This window comes from Nonomuraea sp. NPDC023979 (assembly GCF_040639085.1).
GTDB classification, from domain to species: domain Bacteria; phylum Actinomycetota; class Actinomycetes; order Streptosporangiales; family Streptosporangiaceae; genus Nonomuraea; species Nonomuraea ceibae.
The window spans coordinates 13073-30581 of the sequence record NZ_JBEZZG010000003.1 but is presented as its reverse complement, the minus strand read 5'-3'; the positions used below and the strand labels follow the sequence as shown (position 1 = coordinate 30581).

Annotated in this window: 15 protein-coding genes; 10 read left to right on the top strand and 5 right to left on the bottom strand. The window is 73.1% G+C overall.

The window, feature by feature from the left end; translation table 11 throughout:
* Positions 1-101: 101 nt before the first annotated feature.
* Positions 102-1361: a hypothetical protein gene (locus AB0G11_RS06440; protein ID WP_219518541.1), complete on the top strand. Its 1260-nt coding sequence runs from the start codon at positions 102-104 to the stop codon at positions 1359-1361.
* Here AB0G11_RS06440 and AB0G11_RS06435 read toward each other — a convergent pair.
* Genes AB0G11_RS06435 through AB0G11_RS06425 form a run of 3 tightly spaced genes read right to left on the bottom strand, consistent with a single transcriptional unit; the run spans position 1351 to position 3797 of the window.
* The gene (locus AB0G11_RS06435) at positions 1351-2499 is read right to left on the bottom strand and encodes a hypothetical protein (RefSeq protein WP_357584361.1); all 1149 of its coding nucleotides are present in this window, start codon (positions 2497-2499) and stop codon (positions 1351-1353) included. The two genes, AB0G11_RS06440 and AB0G11_RS06435, sit on opposite strands and share 11 nt — an antisense overlap.
* Before the next feature lie 3 nt (positions 2500-2502).
* Positions 2503-3141: a hypothetical protein gene (locus AB0G11_RS06430; RefSeq protein WP_219519258.1), complete on the bottom strand. Its 639-nt coding sequence runs from the start codon at positions 3139-3141 to the stop codon at positions 2503-2505.
* The gene (locus tag AB0G11_RS06425) at positions 3141-3797 is read right to left on the bottom strand and encodes a hypothetical protein (protein ID WP_357584359.1); all 657 of its coding nucleotides are present in this window, start codon (positions 3795-3797) and stop codon (positions 3141-3143) included. Before AB0G11_RS06425 ends, AB0G11_RS06430 begins: the two co-directional genes overlap by 1 nt.
* A gap of 139 nt (positions 3798-3936) precedes the next feature.
* Here AB0G11_RS06425 and AB0G11_RS06420 point away from each other — a divergent pair, with 139 nt between their 5' ends.
* The 5 genes from AB0G11_RS06420 to AB0G11_RS06400 all read left to right on the top strand — a co-directional run bounded on the left by AB0G11_RS06420 (position 3937) and on the right by AB0G11_RS06400 (position 14211).
* On the top strand, positions 3937-5874 hold the full coding sequence (locus AB0G11_RS06420; protein ID WP_357584357.1) for a hypothetical protein: 1938 nt from the start codon (positions 3937-3939) through the stop codon (positions 5872-5874).
* 72 nt (positions 5875-5946) lie between these two features.
* Positions 5947-8922, top strand: a complete 2976-nt coding sequence (locus AB0G11_RS06415; protein ID WP_357584355.1) for an ATP-binding protein — start codon at positions 5947-5949, stop codon at positions 8920-8922.
* A 40-nt stretch (positions 8923-8962) separates the two neighbouring features.
* Positions 8963-10192 (top strand): MurT ligase domain-containing protein, encoded by a 1230-nt coding sequence (locus AB0G11_RS06410; RefSeq protein ID WP_219519248.1) that lies wholly within the window; start codon positions 8963-8965, stop codon positions 10190-10192.
* A complete protein-coding gene (locus AB0G11_RS06405; RefSeq protein ID WP_219519238.1) occupies positions 10182-10895 on the top strand; it encodes a glutamine amidotransferase in 714 nt (237 codons plus the stop codon). The genes AB0G11_RS06410 and AB0G11_RS06405 overlap by 11 nt, the downstream gene beginning before the upstream one ends.
* Positions 10896-10950: 55 nt before the next feature.
* Positions 10951-14211: a protein kinase gene (locus AB0G11_RS06400; RefSeq protein WP_357584353.1), complete on the top strand. Its 3261-nt coding sequence runs from the start codon at positions 10951-10953 to the stop codon at positions 14209-14211.
* A gap of 19 nt (positions 14212-14230) precedes the next feature.
* Here the strand turns inward: AB0G11_RS06400 and AB0G11_RS06395 are convergent, their stop codons facing one another.
* Entirely contained in the window at positions 14231-14593 is a 363-nt protein-coding gene (locus AB0G11_RS06395) for a DsrE family protein (protein ID WP_219517828.1), read from the bottom strand.
* 44 nt (positions 14594-14637) lie between these two features.
* Between AB0G11_RS06395 and AB0G11_RS06390 the strand changes: the two genes are divergently transcribed.
* From AB0G11_RS06390 to AB0G11_RS06375, 4 genes are all read left to right on the top strand, one after another.
* The gene (locus AB0G11_RS06390) at positions 14638-15126 is read left to right on the top strand and encodes an FABP family protein (protein WP_219517829.1); all 489 of its coding nucleotides are present in this window, start codon (positions 14638-14640) and stop codon (positions 15124-15126) included.
* The gene (locus AB0G11_RS06385) at positions 15126-15422 is read left to right on the top strand and encodes a DUF2470 domain-containing protein (RefSeq protein ID WP_357584351.1); all 297 of its coding nucleotides are present in this window, start codon (positions 15126-15128) and stop codon (positions 15420-15422) included. The genes AB0G11_RS06390 and AB0G11_RS06385 overlap by 1 nt, the downstream gene beginning before the upstream one ends.
* A 288-nt stretch (positions 15423-15710) precedes the next feature.
* The gene (locus tag AB0G11_RS06380; protein WP_219517831.1) at positions 15711-16124 is read left to right on the top strand and encodes a Fur family transcriptional regulator; all 414 of its coding nucleotides are present in this window, start codon (positions 15711-15713) and stop codon (positions 16122-16124) included.
* 10 nt (positions 16125-16134) lie between these two features.
* Positions 16135-17073 carry a glycine cleavage T C-terminal barrel domain-containing protein gene (locus AB0G11_RS06375; RefSeq protein ID WP_357584349.1) on the top strand — a complete coding sequence of 313 codons (939 nt, stop codon included), beginning with the start codon at positions 16135-16137 and terminating at the stop codon, positions 17071-17073.
* Here AB0G11_RS06375 and dtd read toward each other — a convergent pair whose 3' ends face one another.
* On the bottom strand, positions 17074-17499 hold the full coding sequence (dtd, locus tag AB0G11_RS06370; RefSeq protein ID WP_219517835.1) for a D-aminoacyl-tRNA deacylase: 426 nt from the start codon (positions 17497-17499) through the stop codon (positions 17074-17076).
* Positions 17500-17509: the final 10 nt, after the last annotated feature.

Sequence of the window (17509 nt, the reverse complement as noted above, 5' to 3'; positions counted from 1 at the left end):
TGCTGCTGCGGCACTTGGGGCAGACCGCTACGATTCAGCAGATGTCCGGATCGTCAGGTGTGATGGCACCGCCCCGGCCTGGGCCCGAACCGGCTCAGCGAGTGCCGTCGCCGTTCTCGCTGCCCCTGCACGCGCTCAGGCTCGCAGGGCGGTGCGCGCTGCCTCTGATCCTGTGGTTCTCCGTCGGCGAGCTGCTGCGCTGGGGACTCCTCTACGCCGCCACCGAGGTCCAGCACGGCAGCTTCAGGCAGCCGCGGCTCATCCTCGCTTACGTGCTCCTGACCGTGATCATCCTCGTCTCGATGACGGTGATCACCGGCATGTTCCTGTCGCTGCGCCGCGCGCTCATGGAGACCCGGGCCAGACGGGCGGACGGGCAGCCGGACGAGCAGTTCTGGTACTCGCTGAACCGGGTCGCGCCCGCCTTCGCCGTCATCTACATGGCCTGGTCGCTGTTCTACGAGGACGCCGCCGACTTCCAGCAGATGGACCTGTTCCACAACCTGGACGACAACTTCTACACGCCCATACTCAACAACGTGGCCAACGGCACGAACGAGGAGGTCACGTACGGGCTCGGGCTGGTCAGCCTGGACTGGCGGGTCTCGCTCGCCGCGATGGTCGTGACGTTCGGGCTGCGGCTGCTGTTCGGCCGGATGGTCGAACGGGGCACCGGCCGCTACTCCGGCATCGCCGCCGCCTTCGCCGAGTTCTCCTTCGTGTTCTGCGCGCTGAACGCCCTCTACAACATCGCGCTGGCCCGCAGCGAATGGGCCGAGCACCGGGCCGTCGTCGACGGCACCAAGAGCTTCTGGGAGCAGGCCAAGCAGAGCGTGCCCGGCTGGGAGGCGTTCTGGAACTGGTTCGGCGAGGTCTGGCCGCACATCACCGAAGCGCTCGCCGTGCCGCTGACCTGGCTGGCCGTGGCCATTCTCGTGTTCGGCGGAAGCGTGGACGACACCCGCAGGGCGCTGCGCGGCACCAAGCTGGAGCGGGGCGTCGACCGGCTGGAGAAGTCGCACACCATCACCCAGTCGGCCGTGGACCGCGTCGCCGGCGGCTTCATCGAGCGCTGGGTGCCCGTGGTCAACGCCTTCCGCATCACCATCAAGGGCGGGGCCGCGCTGTTCGGGCTCATGTGCCTGCTCTACACCGGCATCCACGTGGGCGCCGACTACCTGGAACGGGCGGTGCGCACGCTCGTCGGGTCGGACGTGCCGTTCATGTGGCTCTACGCCGGTTACCCGGTGACGTTCGTCAAGGAGCTCCTGGTGACCGTGCTGACCTACAGCGTGCTGGCCGCGGCCTTCGACATCGCGGCCACCAGGGCACGGCTGCAGGGCGAGGACATCACCGCCTGAACACCAGCACGTCGTTGCGCGCGGCCTTCGCCTCGTCCTCCGGGCTGATCGCCATGAGCTTGTCCACCGGGGTGTCGGAGCGGTAGGTGATGTCCGGCGCGAGATGCAGCTCCACCTCCGCGGCCACCGCCTTCGGCACGACCGCGCCCGCCGTGTAGGAGTACGGGACGCCGACCTCGTGCTTGTCCGTGGGCAGGTCGTTCTCCACGATCTCCACCCGCCAGGTGCGCTCCCGCTTGTCCTCCAGCGTGAGCTCCGGCACGCCGGTGAGCACCGCGCCGGTCTCGTCGGCCGCCTTCCGCGTGACGACGATCTTGAGCCACTGCTTGTCGGGCGTGTTGTGCCTGCCGCCGGGCGGGGCCTCCATCGGCTCGATCGACGACTTCCACGTGACGTGCTCGAACGTCTTCTCCTGGTCCGCGGGCACCACGTGGACGGTCTCGCCCGGCTGGCCGCTCTTGTAGAACAGGTAGCGGTCGGCCGTCGGCAGGCCGATGCTCAGCGCCAGCGCCAGCACCGCGCCGACCCCCAGCAGCACCGTACGCGGGCGCTTGGGCGGCTGCGCCGCCGTCCGGGCGTCGTCGCCCGGCGGCTCGGCGTCGCCGGAGGCCGCCCCGGGCCGGGCCTGCGGACCCTGCGCGTGGGCGCCGGGCGGATGCGCGAGGCCGGGCGGCTGGGCCGCGCCGGGCGGGAGCGGGCCCGCGCTGGGGATCGCCGGGATCGGCTGCGTGGAGCTGGTGGACTCCCGGCGCATGGGCGGCCACACCTGCTGGTCCGGGTGCACGCCGACGCGCCGTTGCATCCCCGGGTACGGCTGCTGCCCCGGAGGCGCCCCGGGCCTGCCCTGACCTGGGGCCGGTGCGGCGTGACCGGGCGTGCCCTGGCCGGGGGGCACCGGCCTGGAACGGCGGCGCCGCCCGGGGAGCGGCTGGCCGCCCTGCGGCGCCCCGCCGGGGTACGGGGGACCGCCCTGGGGCGGGCCCTCCGGGTACGGCGGACCGCTCTGGGGCGGGCCCTCCGGGTACGGCGAGCCGCCCTGGGGCGGACCGCCCGGGTGCGGGGCGGCGGGGGGCCGGTCGTCGGGCCGGGCCGGGCGGCCGGGGGCCGGGGCGAACCAGTCGCGGTCGTCAGTGCTCATCGTCTACTTCTTCTCGCCCAGGTCGACAACGTCCGCGGGCGCGGAACTCAGCTTCTTGGCCGTCGCCGCGTCGATGCCCAGGTCGATCTGCGCCTCCGGCGGCATCGGCTCGACGTACAGCCCGGCGATCGGCAGCCGGAACACGACCTGCGCGCCTTCCAGCGCCGAGGCGGGCACCTCGAACACGAACCGCCCGGAGGTCGTCCAGCCCGGCTGGATCCACGGGTACGCCAGCGTCGCCATCTTGTCGACCTTGTCCGTGGCGGTGTACTTCTTGCCGTCGGCGGCGAGCAGCACAGCGGGGCCCAGGTGAAGGGGTTCCTTCGGCACGGTCGCCTCGGCCTCGACGACGAGGAACACCTGCTCGGCGGTCACCGCCTCGTCCTGGTTCCTGACAGTCCTGGCGGTGGTGACGTCGCGTACGCGGACGGAGAAGCGCCCGGCGTCGACCATCTCGCCCTTGGCGCCCGCGTACGTGAGCGGGGCGCCCGTCTCCTCGACGGAGAGCCGCAGCGACTGGACGCCCACGGCGCCGGCGGCGAGGACGATCCCGGCCAGGGTGCTGAGCAGGACGGCGCCGGCGCCGCGGCGGCGCGGGGCCTGACGGCGGGAGCGGCGCGGGGCCACGGTCTGCGCGGTCATCAGGCGTCCTCACGCTTGACGGGCAGGGTGACCGTGGCGGCCACCTCGGTCGCTCCCGGCTTGCCGAGGGGGTCGTCCTCGCTCGGCAGGATCCAGCTGGTCTCGCCGGTGAGGGGGTTCTCGACGGACTCGTACACGCCGAGCTCGTAGGTGACCTCCGCGGGCGGCTCGGCGGCGGCGTCGAGCTCGTAGCGGGCGACCACGGTGACGGGGACGCCGGGGTGGAGCTGGGCGGACTCGGCGCCCTTGGAGGTGACGAACAGCCGGCCGCCGGACTTCGTCCTGATCTCGGGCGTCATCTTGAGCAGCGCGCCGCCGAAGCTGTAGCCGCTGCCCTTGTCGGTGGGCAGGTGGCCGACCGAGATGGTCTCGTCGGTCTTGTTGGTGACCTTGAAGAGCACGTCGAGGAAGCGCTTGTTCTCGGCGGACCCGATCTGCGCCCGCTGCAGCGTGACCTTCGACTCCACGAACTGGGTCTCGAACTGACCCTGGTCGAAGCTGTGCCCGGTCTTGACCTTGGGCGGCGGGGCCTCGGGCGCCTCGTTGAGGCCGCCGAGCAGGGCGGTGACGCCGATGGCGGTGAGCGCCACCAGGGCCAGGGCGGGCACCGCTACCGGGCGTCTCGGCTTGTCGCTGCCGCCGGAGGGTTCCGTCATGGGTATGGATGGTAATAGGTCACACTCATCCCACTCACCCCAATGCGCCCATTGCGCTGGCCGAATTGCCGCGAACCCTGCCACAGCAGGGGTTGTAGCTTTTACGCTGTCATGACACAGGGCAGCCGGAGGGGGTCACGTGGCGGACGTGCATCCCGATCACGCACAGCTCCAGTCGGACCGCATCTATCTGGGCTGGCAGTACCTCCTGCTCCATCCCGATCCGGGCCCGCCGCCGAAGCGCCCCTCGCCCGCCGAGGAGGCGCCGGCGGCCGGTGACGGGCCGGACCCCGAGCTGCTGCGCCGCGAGCGGCTCCAGGAGGACATGCTCAACCGGCCGGTGCGGTTCGTGCGCATGTTCATGCTGGCGCTGACCGCGCTGCTGCTGGTGGTGGCCGTCGCCGGCTACCTGGACTGGTCGTTCGCGCTCCTCGGGATAGCGGCGGCCGGCGGTGTGGCGGCGATCTGCGCGTACGCGATCCTCCAGGGCGACCGGGCGGTGAAATACCGCGTGTCCGAGCAGCAGGCGCGGGCCGACCGGCAGCGTCAGGAGCGCGACCGGGAGCTGTTCCGCGCCCAGGAGGAGCACGCCCAGCGCTACCGGGAGTGGCAGGAGGTCAAGGAGCGCCACGACCGCCAGCTCAACTGGTACGCGGTGGCCGTCCCCGACGAGATCGACCGCGTCGACGTGGCGGGCGGCACGCTGCCCGGCTGGTCGGCGCTGATCACGCTGCTGGGCGCCACCCGCCTCTACAGCGGCGGTCACCTGACCGTGCTCGACCTGTCGGAGGGCGCGATCGCCAAGGACCTGATCGAGCTGGCCCGCAAGGGCGGCGACGATCCGCTGGTCTGGGTGCTGCCCGTCGACCTGCCCCGGCTCGACCTGGGCGCGACGCTCAAGCCGGAGGCGTTCGCCGACGTGCTGGCGCACGTGGTCAGCGTGAGCGAGGAGCACCGCACCACCCGCGACCTCAGCTTCGACAACGCGATCCTGGAGCGGGTGCTGGAGGTGCTCGGCGAGAACGCCACGATCAGCCAGGTCACGGCCGCGCTGCGGGCGCTCGCCCAGGTCGGCGACCCGCGCGACGACCTGCGGTTCGGCCTGATCACGGCGTCGCAGCTCGAGCGCATCGGCACGCTGTTCGGGCGGGGCGTCAGCGACCGGGTGGTGATCGAGCGCGCCTGGGCGCTGGAGTCGCAGTTACGCAAGCTGGAGACGCTCGGCACCCAGGCGGTGCGGCTGCCCCCGGCGAGGCTGCGGGTCGTCAGCATGGACCGCCAGGCGGGCGTCTTCGGCAACCGGGTGCTGGGCACGTACGTCGCGACGGCGCTCACGCACATCCTGCGCCAGTCGCCCGCCTCCGACCGGCCCTGGTATCACACGATCATCGTGGCGGGCGCGGACAAGCTCCGCGGCGACGTGCTCGACCGGCTCATGGACGCCTGCGAGACCTCCCGTACGGGGCTCGTGCTCACGTACCGGTCGCTGACCCCGACCGTGCGCGAGCGGCTGGGCCGGGGGCACGCGGCGGTGGCGTTCATGCGGCTCGGCAACGCCGAGGACTCCCGCGTCGCCAGCGAGCACGTCGGCACCGAGCACCGGCTGGAGCTGGCCCAGCTCACCGAGACGATCAGCGACTCGCTGCCGCGCCTGGACGGCGGCTACACCTCCACCATCGACCAGCTCGACGACGGCGGCCAGGAGCGCGCCGAGAGCCACGCCGACCTGGCCGAGGACATCACGGAGTCCACCGAGTGGGGCAGGACCGCCGACAAGATCTCCGAGACCGAGCGGGTGCTCCAGCGCTCGCGCGAGTTCCTCGTCGAACCGCACCAGCTCCAGCAGCTCCCCACCACGTCGGTGATCGTCACCGACGCCACCGCGCAGGGCCGGCGCGTCCGCCTGGCCGACGCCAACCCGGCCATCCTCACCTTCCCCAAGACGACGCTGGGCGAGCTGGAGGACGTCCGCGACGCCGTCCTCGGCGCCGGACACCAGGAGAACGGCGACGGCGAGCCGCCGCCGAATCTGGGCCCGCCCCCGCCGCGCCTGGACTGGCGCAAGGACAGGCAATGACATGGTCAATGCCGAGGTGCCGCGCTGGCGGGGGGCGGAGTTTTACTGAACGACCGTCTGTGGGGGGATGAAATGCAGCCGAGTGTGTCGCTGAGCGGGCCCTGGTACCGGATCCAGTCCATCGCAGCACCCTCGCGCAGCTCGTCGGCGGAGTGGGATTTCGTCACCGTGCTGCCCGCCGTGCTGTCGGCAGCCCAGCGGGACCGGCCGTTCGTCATCGGCTGGCTGTCGCGCGGCTCCGGCGCGCCGCTGGAACTGATCACCAACGCCGGGCCGCTGTCGCCGCCGCGCCAGCCGCGCCGCTCGCCCGACGCGCTCGGCCGGCCCGCCGGGCCGCAGCCGCTGCTCTTCCCGGGCGGCGCGCGCGGCGTCGAGCTCGACGAGGAGTACCTGGCCGACCTGGCCGACCTGGTGTGGACGCCGTGCCCGGGCCGCCAGGCGCCGCCGCTCGGCGGCCGGCGCGACTCCGCCGGGCTCGACCCGGACGAGCTGAAGCGGCCCACGCTGTTCGAGTCGACGCTGGTGACGCTCATGTCGCGGCCGTTCGCCTGGCTGGTCGTGGCCGAGCCGACCGACCTGCTCGACGCCGAGGTGGCCCACCTGCGCACCCAGCTCAACGTGCTCAGGCAGTACGGCGACGCCTCCGAGCGGTCCCGGTTCGACGCCGAGCGGGCCGAACGCCGGATGCAGGAGCTCGACGCCTTCCGCGAGGCCGGGCTGTGGAACGTACGGGTGCTGGCCGGGGCCGCCACCGCCGAGGAACTGGGCCAGATCGCGCCCGTCCTGGTCGGCTCGGTCGAGATGAGCCACCACCCGTACCGGCTGCGCAGCGCCCAGGGCTCGGTGCACGCGCTGCCCGAGGCGCTGGCCATCACCATGCAGGACCCCGCCGACGGCGCCGCCGCCCCCTTCGCGGCCACGGCGGGGGCGCTGGCGGCGCTCGCCGGGCTGCCCAGGCGGGAGGTGCCGGGCGTGCGGGTGCTCGACTCCGGGTTCTTCGACGTGACCTCCGAGGCGGGCGAGGGCGAGCTGGAGCTGGGCGAGATCCTCGACGGCCAGGACCGCGGCGTCGGCTCGTTCCGGGTGCCGCTGGCCACGCTCAACCGGCACGCCTTCGTCACCGGGGCGACCGGCTCGGGCAAGTCGCAGACGGTCAGGCACCTGCTGGAACAGCTCAGCCACGCCGGCATCCCGTGGCTCGCGATCGAGGCGGCCAAGTCCGAGTACGCGGCCATGGCCGGCCGGGTGGAGTCGATCGGCCCCGTCACGGTGATCAACCCGTCGGCGCCCGGCGGCGTGCCGTTCAGCATCAACCCGCTGGAGCCCGAGCCCGGCTACCCCGTCCAGGCGCACATCGACATGGTCAGGGCGCTGTTCATGGCCGCCTTCGACGCCGAGGAGCCGTTCCCGCAGATCATGTCGCTGGCCCTCCAGCGCGTCTACGAGGCCACCGGCTGGGACGTCGTCACCGGCGGCGCGGTGCCGGGCTCCAAGGTCCCGCCCAGCGTGCCGACACTCGAACAGCTCCAGCAGCACGCCATGGACGTGATCAAGGAGATCGGCTACGGCCGCGAGGTGCAGGCCGACGTAGAAGGCTTCATCTCGCTGCGGCTGCGCTCGCTGCGCGTCGGCTCGGCGGGCCGCTTCTTCGAGGGCGGCCACCCCGCCGACATCGGCGGCCTCATGCGCCGCAACGTCGTGCTCGCCATCGAGGACGTCGCCAACGACGAGGACAAGGCGTTCCTCATGGGCACGCTGATCATCCGCATCGTCGAGCACCTGCGGATGCGCGCCCGCCAGGAGAAGACCGCCGACCTGCGGCACGTCATCGTCATCGAGGAGGCGCACCGGCTGCTGCGCGACCGGGGCGCCGGCCGGGCCGCCACCCACGCCGTCGAGCTCCTGGCCGGCATGCTCGCCGAAATCAGGGCGTACGGCGAGGGCATCGTCGTGGCCGAGCAGATCCCCACCAAGCTCGTCCCCGACGTGGTCAAGAACACCGCGCTCAAGGTCGTGCACCGGCTGCCCGCCGAGGACGACCGCCGGCTCGTCGGCGCCGCCATGAACCTCAGCGACGAGCAGTCCCGCCACGTCGTGTCGCTGCCGCCGGGCGACGCCGCCGTGTTCGCCGACGGGATGGACCGGCCGCTGCGCGTCCGCGTGCCGCTCGGCGAGTCACGCGAGAAGCTGCTGGCGAGCCCGCCGCCGCCGATCCGCGGACGCCGCTCGGCCGCCTGCGGCGCGCAGTGCCGCACCGGGCAGGCGTGCACGCTCGTCGAGCTGCGCGAGGCCGACGTGCTCGCCGACGCCCCCGACTGGGCGTGGCTGCGCATCTGGTGCGACACGGTCGTGCTCGCGTTCGTCAGCAACCGGCCGCTGCCCGGCGTCCCGCGCAGCCTTGCGGGCGCCTGGTCCGACCTGCCGGCCCGCCGCCGCGAGTGCCTGCTCGCCACCCTGGTCGAACGGGCCGTGCAGCGCCGCGCCTGGTCGCTGCGGAGCTGGTTCGACCCCGCCCTGCTCACCGAGAAGGCCGCCGAGACCGCCACCCGCCTGCTCGGCTCGCTCGAACCGGGCGGCGAGCGTCCCGGCGCGTCGTGGGTGATCCCGCAGGTGCGCTGGCTGCACGAGGTCGACAGGCTCTTCCCGTACGGCAGGCCCGCGCCCGACCTGCGCAGCCCCGCCCCGCCCCTGGAGTACGCGCTGTTCCGCCAGCAGGCCAACGGCAACGGCTCCGCCGACCTGATGCACGCCGAGCTGCTCGGCCACCGGGCCAAGGCACTGCGCCACCACCCGCTGTCGATGGAGGTCGCGCACAACAGGGCGCTGGCGTGGCGGGTCATCCTCGGCGACGACGAGGGCGACGGCGTCCAGCGCGACGTCAACTCGGTCGCCATCGGCGTCGAGGCGCCCGCCAGGCTCCGCCACGTCGGCCAGACGATGGGCGCCGGATGGCTGGAAGGCGTGCTGTCGTGGCCGCGCCGGTTCGTGCTGCCGTTCGAGGACGGCGGCGCCCCGGAGATCGCGTTCGTGGAGTCGGGCGGCGAGTAGGAGGGCCCGGGATGCCCCGGGCCGACTAGGATTCTTGTTCATGACCCAGCTTCCACTGCGGGCTCAGCTCGCGAGCGCTCTGGGCCGCAGTGCCGCGACGCTGTCCAGGATGACCGGGCGGGGTGACGGTTCGGTGATCGGCGGCAGGGTCGGCCTGATGCTCGAGCCCGACCTGCTCCGCCAGCTCGCCCGCGACCGCAAGCTGGCCCTGGTGAGCGCCACCAACGGCAAGACGACCACCACCCGGCTGATCACCTCCGCCCTGCTGGAGCTGGGCGAGGTGGCCACCAACGCCTATGGCGCCAACATGCCGGCGGGCCACGTCTCCGCGCTGTCGCAGCACAAGAGCGCCCCCTACGGCGTGCTGGAGGTGGACGAGAAATACCTGCCCGAGGTGCTCGACACCACCGGCGCGGGCGTCGTCTGCCTGATGAACCTCAGCCGCGACCAGATGGACCGCGCCGCCGAGATCTGGCTCCTGGCGCAGAAGTGGCGCAGGGCGCTGTCCGGCAAACCCACCCACGTCATCGCCAACTGCGACGACCCGCTCGTCACCTGGGGCGCCTCGACCGCCGCCAAGGTCACCTGGGTGGCCGGCGGGCAGCGCTGGAAGGAAGACTCCTGGAGCTGCCCCGAATGCGGCGGCCCGCTGGAGCGCAAGGGCGTCGACTGGGCCTGCCGCGAATGCACCTTCCACCGGCCGGAGCCGCAGTGGGTGCTCGACGACGACGCGGTCATCGACCCGCGCGGGCAGCGCTGGCTGCTCGACATCCAGCTCCCCGGCCTGGCCAACCGGTCCAACGCGGCGATGGCGCTGGCCGTCTCCGAGGCGTTCGGGCTGCCGGTCGAGCGGGCGCTGCCCCGGCTGCGCGAGGTCACCTCGGTCGCCGGCCGCTACACGACCGTCGAGCGCGACGGCCGCCACGCCCGGCTGCTGCTCGCCAAAAACCCGGCGGGCTGGCTGGAGGCGTTCGACGTCACCGACCCGAGCCTGCCGATCATCCTGTCCGTCAACGCCCAGGGCCCCGACGGGCGCGACACCTCCTGGCTGTGGGACGTCGACTACCGCATCCTGCGCGGCCGCCCGGTGTTCGTCACCGGCGAGCGGCGGCTCGACCTGGCGCTCCGGCTGGAGGTCGCCGACGTGCCGTTCGCGCTGTGCTCCTCCTTCTCCGAGGCGCTGGCCATGCAGCCGCCCGGCCGGGTCGACGTGATCGCCAACTACACCGCCTTCCAGCTGATCCGATCGGAGTTCGGCCGTGCCGTCTGACAGCGCCCTTCGCATCGTCTGGATCTACCCCGACCTGCTCAGCACCTATGGCGACCAGGGCAACGCGCTCGTCCTGGAGCACCGGGCGCAGCGCCGGGGCATCGAGACCGAGACGATCCACGTACGGTCCGCCGACCCCGTCCCCGAGACCGGCGACATCTACCTGATCGGCGGCGGCGAGGACCGGCCGCAGATCCTCGCGGCCGAACGCCTGCGCCGCGACGGCGGCCTGCACCGCGCCGTGGCCCGCGGCGCCGCCATGCTCGCCGTCTGCGCCGGCTACCAGATCATGGGCAGCACGTTCGGCGGCGAGGAGGGCCAGCCGGTCGACGGCATCGGCCTGCTCGACATCTCCAGCGCCCGCGGCCCCGCCCGCGCCGTCGGCGAGCTCGTGGCCGAGGTCGACGCCGCGCTCGGCCTGCCCACGCTGACCGGCTTCGAGAACCACATGGGCGTCACCCGGCTCGGCCCCGGCGTCCGGCCGCTGTCCAAGACCGTCAAGGGCGTCGGCAACGGCGACGGCTTCGAGGGCTGCTACGCCGGTCACGTCATCGGCACCTACCTGCACGGCCCCGCCCTCGCCCGCAACCCCGCGCTGGCCGACCTGCTGCTGTCATGGCGCGTCGGCGAGCTCGCCCCGCTCGACGACACCCGCTACGAGCAGCTCCGCCAGGAGCGCCTGAGCACGGTCCTGGCCTCCTGACGGCGTGTCCGCTCCCCTGTGGCCGGGGGATCCGGCATCCGTAGGCGGTCACCGCTTGCTCGGCCGTCTTGGCGAAGGGGGCCAGGGTGTCGTCTACCTCGCCGAGACGGCCGCCGGGCAACGGGTCGCGATCAAGGTCTTACACCCGCTCGCCCCCACCGACGCCCACGCCCGCGAGCTGTTCCTGCGCGAGGTCGCCGCCGCCCGGCGCGTCGCCCAGTTCAGCACCGCGCGGATGCTCGCCGCCGACCTCACCGGCGGACGCCCGTACATCGTCAGCGAGTACGTGCCCGGAGAGTCACTGCAACAGCTCGTCACCCGCGACGGGCCCCGCGAACCCGGCGCCGTCATCCGCATCGGCATCGGCACCGCCGCCGCGCTGTCGGCCATCCACCGCGCCGGCATCGTGCACCGCGACTTCAAACCGGGCAACGTCCTGCTCGGGCCCGACGGGCCCCGCGTCATCGACTTCGGCATCGCCCGCGTCCTCGACCAGACCTCCACCGCCGGCGGCCTCGTCGGGACGCCCTCGTACATGGCGCCTGAACTGTTCGCCGGCAGCCGCGCCACGGCGGCCTCCGACATGTGGGCCTGGGGCGCCACCCTCGCCTTCGCCGCCACCGGCCGCGCCGTCTTCGGCGACCACAGCCTCCCGGCCGTCATGCACCGCATCCTCACCGGCGCTCCCGACCTCACCGCCCTCCCCGCCGCCCTCCGGCCCCTCGTCGAAGCCTGCCTCGCCAAGGACCCCGCCGCCCGCCCCACCCCCGACGCCGCCCTCCGCCTCCTCGTCACAGCCACCCCCGACCCCGCCCCCACCCTCCTCCGGGACGCCCCTGGGAACACGCCCCCTCCGGGGGACGCGCCCTCTGCGGGGGGCCCGCGCTCTCTTGGAGGTGCGTCCTCGCCGGAGGGCTCGCGCTCTTCCGGAGGGCCGTCCCCGCGTGGGGACCTACACCCTCCCGAGGGCCGGCCTTCCCCCGAGGGCCCGCCCTCTCCCGGACGCCGGCCCACCCCCGAGGGCCCGGCCTCTCCCGGAGGCTCGCCCTCCGCTGGAGGGTTGCCCTTCTCCAGGAGCGAGGCCGCCGTCGGCGGGGCGTCCGGAGCAGGCGCCTCCATCGGTGGGGAAGGGCCCGTACCGGAGTCCCCGCCCGGGAGCGCCCCCGCCCCGGCTGCCACAGCCGCCCACGAGGGGGCGCCCAACCCCGTGCAGGCACGCGCCCGCGTACGGGCGCCCGCCCCCGAAGGCGCGGTCAGCCCTCAAGGCAGACCCGTCCTGGAGGCGGCGCCCGAGCCGGGAGGGGCGTCCGTTCCCGTAGGTGGGTCCAATCCCGGAGGGGCGTCCTCGCGGGGGCTCGGGTGGTGGGGGAAGGTCGGGGGGCCGGTGGCGGCGGCGGTCGTGGTGGTGGCGCTGGTGGTGGCGAACCTGCCGGAAAGCCCCTCGAAGGTGGCGTTCGGGCAGGCGGTGGGGGAGCCGATCGCCGGTCACCGGGGCGACGTCAAGGCGGTCGCCACCGGGACGCTGGACAGTGCGCCGATCGCCGTGACGGGCGGCGACGACGGCACGGCGCGCGTATGGGACCTGGCGGCCGGCAAGCAGCTGGGGGACCCGCTGGCCGGGCACGAGAACGAGGTGACGGCGGTGGCGCTGGGCGAGCTGAACGGCACGCCGATCGCGGTGACGGGCAGCCATGACGACACGGCCAGGGTGTGGGACCTGAGGACGCACCGCCAGCTCGGCGCGGCTCTGGACCACGAGGACTCGATCACGACGCTGGCCCTGGGCGAGGTGGACGGGGTGCCGGTGGCGGTGACGGCGGGCACGGGCAACACCGTGCGCGTCTGGGATCTGGCCAGGAGGGCGCCGCTGGGGGAGGCGTTCCAGGTGGGCGGCGACTACGTGACGGACGTGGCCGTGGGGGAGGTGGGCGGCGTGCCGGTGGTGGTGACGGCCGGGTCGGAGCACGTGGCCCAGGTGTGGAACCTCAGGACCCGCCGCGAGCACGGCGCCCCTCTGACGGGCCACGGCGACAAGATCACTTCGGTGGCCTTCACCGCGTTCGACCGCCCGCGGGTGGTCACCACGGCGTACGACAACACGGCGCGCGTCTGGGATCTGGAGTCGCGCAAGCAGGTGGGCGTGTTCGGGGAGCACACCGATTCGGTCAACGCCGTGGCGCTCGGCAGCGTGGACGGCGGCTCGCCGGTCGCGGTGACGGCGGGCGCGGAGGGCATGCTGCGCATGTGGGACGTGGCCTCACAGAAGCCGATGGGCACGATGGAGGCTCCGGGCCCGGTCACGGCCGTCGCGTACGGGGAGAGGGACGGCGAGCCGTACGCCGTCGCCGCCACCTCGTTCGGGCCCGTCCAGGTGTGGGACCTCGACACGCGGGAGAGGAGCGGCGACCCGCTCCCGGGGCATCCGGGGAAGGTCCTGGCGGTGGCGACGGGCACGCTCGGCGGCACGCCGGTGGCGGTCACCGGCGGCCACGACCGGACGGTGCGGGTGTGGGACCTGGCGGCGCGGCGGCCGCGCGGCGGACCGCTGACGGGGCACGCGGGCAGCGTGTCGGCAGTCGCGCTGACCACGGTCGACGGCGTGCCGGTGGTCGTCAGCGGCGGCGAGGATCGCGCCGTACGGGTGTGGAACCTCGACACGGGCCGGCAGGCCGGCGACCCGCTCACCGGTCATACCGACGTGGTCCGTTCGGTGGCGACGGGGACGCTCGGCGGCACGCCGGTGGCCGTCACGGCGGGCGACCGGTCGGTGCGCGTGTGGGACCTCAGGACACGCAGGCAGCTCGGCGCCCCGATCACCGGCGACACGGAGCTGACCTCGGTGGCCCTGGGCACGCTCGACGGCGTGCCGGTCGCGCTGGTCACCGCCGAGGAGGAGGCTCACCTGTGGCGGCTCGACACGCGGCAGCGCGTGCGGTCGTTCCGGGCCGGGCACGAGCTGTCGACGGCCGCGTTCGTGACGCTCGGCGACACTCCCGCGGTGATCACCGCGGGTGAGGCCGTCACCCGGCTGTGGGACGCGCGCACCGGTGCGCCGATCGGCGCCCCGGTGGAGCACGACGCGTTCGTCCGGGCAGTGGCGGCGGGTCAGGCGGGGGGCAGGACCGTCGCGGTCGCCGCCCAGGACGACGGTCTGGTCCGCGTGTGGGACCTGAAGGCGGGCCGGCAGGTGGGCGGCCCGCTGGCCGGGCATGGCGCACCGGTGCTGGGGGCCGCCCTGGCCGAGGTCGGCGGCACGAAGGTGGCCGTCACGGGCGGGTTCGACGGCACCGTGCGGCTGTGGAGTCTGGCCCAGTAGAGCAGCTCAGTGGACGGGTTCAGTAGACGAGCGCCTGCACGCCCTCCGCGGTGGCCTCCTCGACGAACGTGGGCGCGCCGGCGATGCGGACGCCGTCGATCACGTCGTCGACGGTGATCTCGCGCCGGGCCGCGCACTGCGTGCACAGCGTGACACGCCCGCCCGCGAGGATCGCCTCCAGCAGGTCGGGCAGCGGGACGGCGTGCGGCAGCTCGAACTCCTTGGCCCGCCCCGGCAGCGCGAACCAGGACGACTCGCCCGTGAGCCAGAGAGAGACGGGGACCCCGCTCGCGACGGCGGCGGCCGCGACCGTGAACGCCTGGTTGCACCGCTCGGGCGCGTCGGCCCCGGCGGTCACCTTGATCACCAGTGATCGTGCCATGCAGTCACCCTAGCCCGCCTCGGGCGGGACTAGGGTTGGGGGTCATGGAGGAACCTGAGGTGCACCCCGACCTGGAGCCGATCGCCTTCCTGCTCGGCCGGTGGGAGGGTGCCGGGGTCGGCGGCTACCCCACGATCGAGAGCTTCAACTTCGGGCAGGAGATCGAGTTCGGCCACAACGGCAAGCCGTTTCTCACGTACGTGAGCCGCACGTGGCTGCTCGACCAGGACGGCGGCCGGGTCAGGCCGCTGGCCACCGAGTCCGGCTACTGGCGCGTGCAGCCCGAGCGGCAGCTCGAGGTGGTGCTGTCGCATCCGACCGGCATCGTGGAGATCTACGTCGGCGAGGTCGTCTTCCACAAGATCGACCTGCACACCGACGTGGTGGCGCGCACCGCGTCCGCGAAGGAGTACACCGCGGGCAGGCGGCTGTACGGGCTGGTCAAGGGCAATCTGATGTGGGCCTACGACATGGCGGCCGTCGGTCACCCGCTGACGTCGCACATGTCGGCCGAGCTGAAGAAGGTGGCGTGATGGGCGCCCCGTTCACCGACGACGCCGTCGAGGCGATCAAGCGTCACATGAACGACGACCACGCGGCCGACTCGCTGATCATCGTGCGCGGGCTGGGCGGCCGGCCGGCGGCGACCACGGCGGTGACGAGCGACGTCGACGGCGAGGCGATCGAGTTCACGATCGACGGCGGCGAGCGGGTCAGGGTGCCGTGGGGCGAGACGCTGACGGAGCGGGCGCAGGTGCGGATGGCGGTCGTCCGCCTCTACCGCGACGCCTGCCAGGCGCTCGGCGTCCCCGCGCGCGGAGAGCACTGAAAAGCAAAAGAGGGCCCCGGGCGGCGCTCCGCCTGCCGAGCAGGCGGGCCGGATGGACCAAAGACGGGATCGGATCCCGCCCTCCGGCTGCCAGGGGCCCCGGTGGTTGCCTCGAATTCGCTGACGAGCACGAGACAACTAAGTCCGCGACGTCAGCGGACAACCACCTCGCTAGTCCAACTATGAATCACCATTGTTTGGACCACCTCCTTTCCGCGTACTCATGAAGTTATGCGGTCGCCGTCGGAGGGGGCAAGTGAATTAACGTCCGGTCGTAGACTCGGGGGCATGACGGAGACGCAGTGGCATGAGGAGCTTCGCGCCAAGGGTTACCGGGTCACTCCGCAGCGCCAGCTCGTGCTGGAGGCGGTCAAGGAGCTGGAGCACGCCACTCCTGACGAGATCTGCGTCAAGGTCAGGCAGACGGCCCGCGGGGTCAACATCTCGACCGTCTACCGCACGCTGGAGCTTCTCGAGGAGCTCGGCATGGTCACTCACACCCACCTGGGCCACGGCGCCCCGACCTACCACCTGGCGTCCGACGCCGACCACGTCCACCTGGTGTGCCGGGGCTGCGGCGACGTGGGCGAGGTGCGGCCGGAGATGGCGGAGGGCCTGGTCAGGGGGCTGGACGACGAGCTGGGGTTCGTGGCCGACGTCCATCACCTGACCGTCTTCGGGCTCTGCCGGGAGTGCCGTTAACCTGGAGGGCATGCGTAGCCCTCTGCTTGACCTGCCCGGCGCCGTCCCCGCCGACGGCCCCGACGCCGACGTGGCGGCGCACTACGGCGACCTGTTCGCCGAGCAGCGCGCCCTGGCCAAGGGCGAGGCGGTCGTCGACCGGAGCAACCGTGAGATCGTCCGGATCGCGGGGGCCGACCGGCTGAAATGGCTCAACGACCTGACGTCGCAGAAGCTCGACACGCTCGCCCCGGGGGAGTGGACCCAGACGCTCCTGCTCGACCTCCAGGGCCGGGTGGAGCACCATCTGACGCTGGTCGACGACGGTGAGGCGGTGCTGGCGCACGTCGAGCCCGGCGCCTCGGCGAGCCTGATCGACTATCTGGACCGGATGCGGTTCATGCTGCGCGTGGAGGTCTCGGCGGCCGACGAGCTGGCCGTGCTGTCGACGGCGACGGAGGACCTGCTGGTGCCGCGCGCCGAGCTGGCCGAGCATCTGGGCCGGCCGGTGGCGGGGCTGTGGGCGTACGAGGCGCTGCGGATCGAGGGTCACCGGCCCCGCATGGGCTTCGAGACCGACCACAAGACGATCCCGCACGAGGTGGGCTGGATCGGTGCGGCCGTGCACCTGTCGAAGGGCTGCTACCGGGGGCAGGAGACGGTGGCGCGGGTGCACAACCTGGGGCATCCGCCGCGGCGGCTGGTGTTCCTGCACCTCGACGGCAGCGTCGACACGCTGCCCGTGCACGGCGCTCCGGTGATCTTCGAGAGCCAGGAGGTGGGCACCGTCGGCTCGGCGGCCCGCCACCACGAGCTGGGGCCGATCGCGCTGGCCGTGGTCAAGCGCACGGTGCCGGTCGACGCGCCGCTGCTCGCCGGCGGCGTCGCGGCCTCGCAGGAGGTCATCGTGCCGCCGGACGCCGGGCGCAACGTCAGCATCGACCCGAGCCTGCGCCGTCGCATCCGCTGACTAGACGTCGATCACCAGGGTGATCGGGCCGTCGTTGACCAGCGAGACCTTCATGTCGGCGCCGAACCGGCCGGTCTCCACGTGCGCGCCGAGCGCGCGCAGCTCCTCGACGACGGCCTCGACCAGGGGCTCGGCGACGGGCCCCGGGGCGGCCGCCTGCCAGGTGGGGCGGCGGCCCTTGCGGGTGTCGCCGTAGAGCGTGAACTGGCTGATCACCAGCAGCGGCGCGGCCACGTCCGAGCACGACTTCTCGCCGTGCAGGACGCGCAGCCCCCACAGTTTGGCGGCCAGCTTGGCCGCCTGGTCGCGTGTGTCGGTGTGGGTGACGCCGACCAGCACGAGCAGCCCCGGCTCGTCGATCGCGCCGACAGGCTGCCCGTCGACGGCCACGGACGCGGAGCTCACCCGCTGCACTACAGCTCGCATGGGACCACAT

What these genes read in the sequence shown, in the direction of transcription:
- AB0G11_RS06435 (WP_357584361.1), bottom strand. Translation starts at nt 2,499, where the DNA reads ATGAGCACTGACGACCGCGACTGGTTCGCCCCGGCCCCCGGCCGCCCG.
- AB0G11_RS06430 (WP_219519258.1), bottom strand. Translation starts at nt 3,141, where the DNA reads ATGACCGCGCAGACCGTGGCCCCGCGCCGCTCCCGCCGTCAGGCCCCG.
- AB0G11_RS06425 (WP_357584359.1), bottom strand. Translation starts at nt 3,797, where the DNA reads ATGACGGAACCCTCCGGCGGCAGCGACAAGCCGAGACGCCCGGTAGCG.
- AB0G11_RS06415 (WP_357584355.1), top strand. Translation starts at nt 5,947, where the DNA reads ATGCAGCCGAGTGTGTCGCTGAGCGGGCCCTGGTACCGGATCCAGTCC.
- AB0G11_RS06410 (WP_219519248.1), top strand. Translation starts at nt 8,963, where the DNA reads ATGACCCAGCTTCCACTGCGGGCTCAGCTCGCGAGCGCTCTGGGCCGC.
- AB0G11_RS06395 (WP_219517828.1), bottom strand. Translation starts at nt 14,593, where the DNA reads ATGGCACGATCACTGGTGATCAAGGTGACCGCCGGGGCCGACGCGCCC.
- AB0G11_RS06390 (WP_219517829.1), top strand. Translation starts at nt 14,638, where the DNA reads ATGGAGGAACCTGAGGTGCACCCCGACCTGGAGCCGATCGCCTTCCTG.
- AB0G11_RS06385 (WP_357584351.1), top strand. Translation starts at nt 15,126, where the DNA reads ATGGGCGCCCCGTTCACCGACGACGCCGTCGAGGCGATCAAGCGTCAC.
- AB0G11_RS06380 (WP_219517831.1), top strand. Translation starts at nt 15,711, where the DNA reads ATGACGGAGACGCAGTGGCATGAGGAGCTTCGCGCCAAGGGTTACCGG.
- AB0G11_RS06375 (WP_357584349.1), top strand. Translation starts at nt 16,135, where the DNA reads ATGCGTAGCCCTCTGCTTGACCTGCCCGGCGCCGTCCCCGCCGACGGC.
- dtd (WP_219517835.1), bottom strand. Translation starts at nt 17,499, where the DNA reads ATGCGAGCTGTAGTGCAGCGGGTGAGCTCCGCGTCCGTGGCCGTCGAC.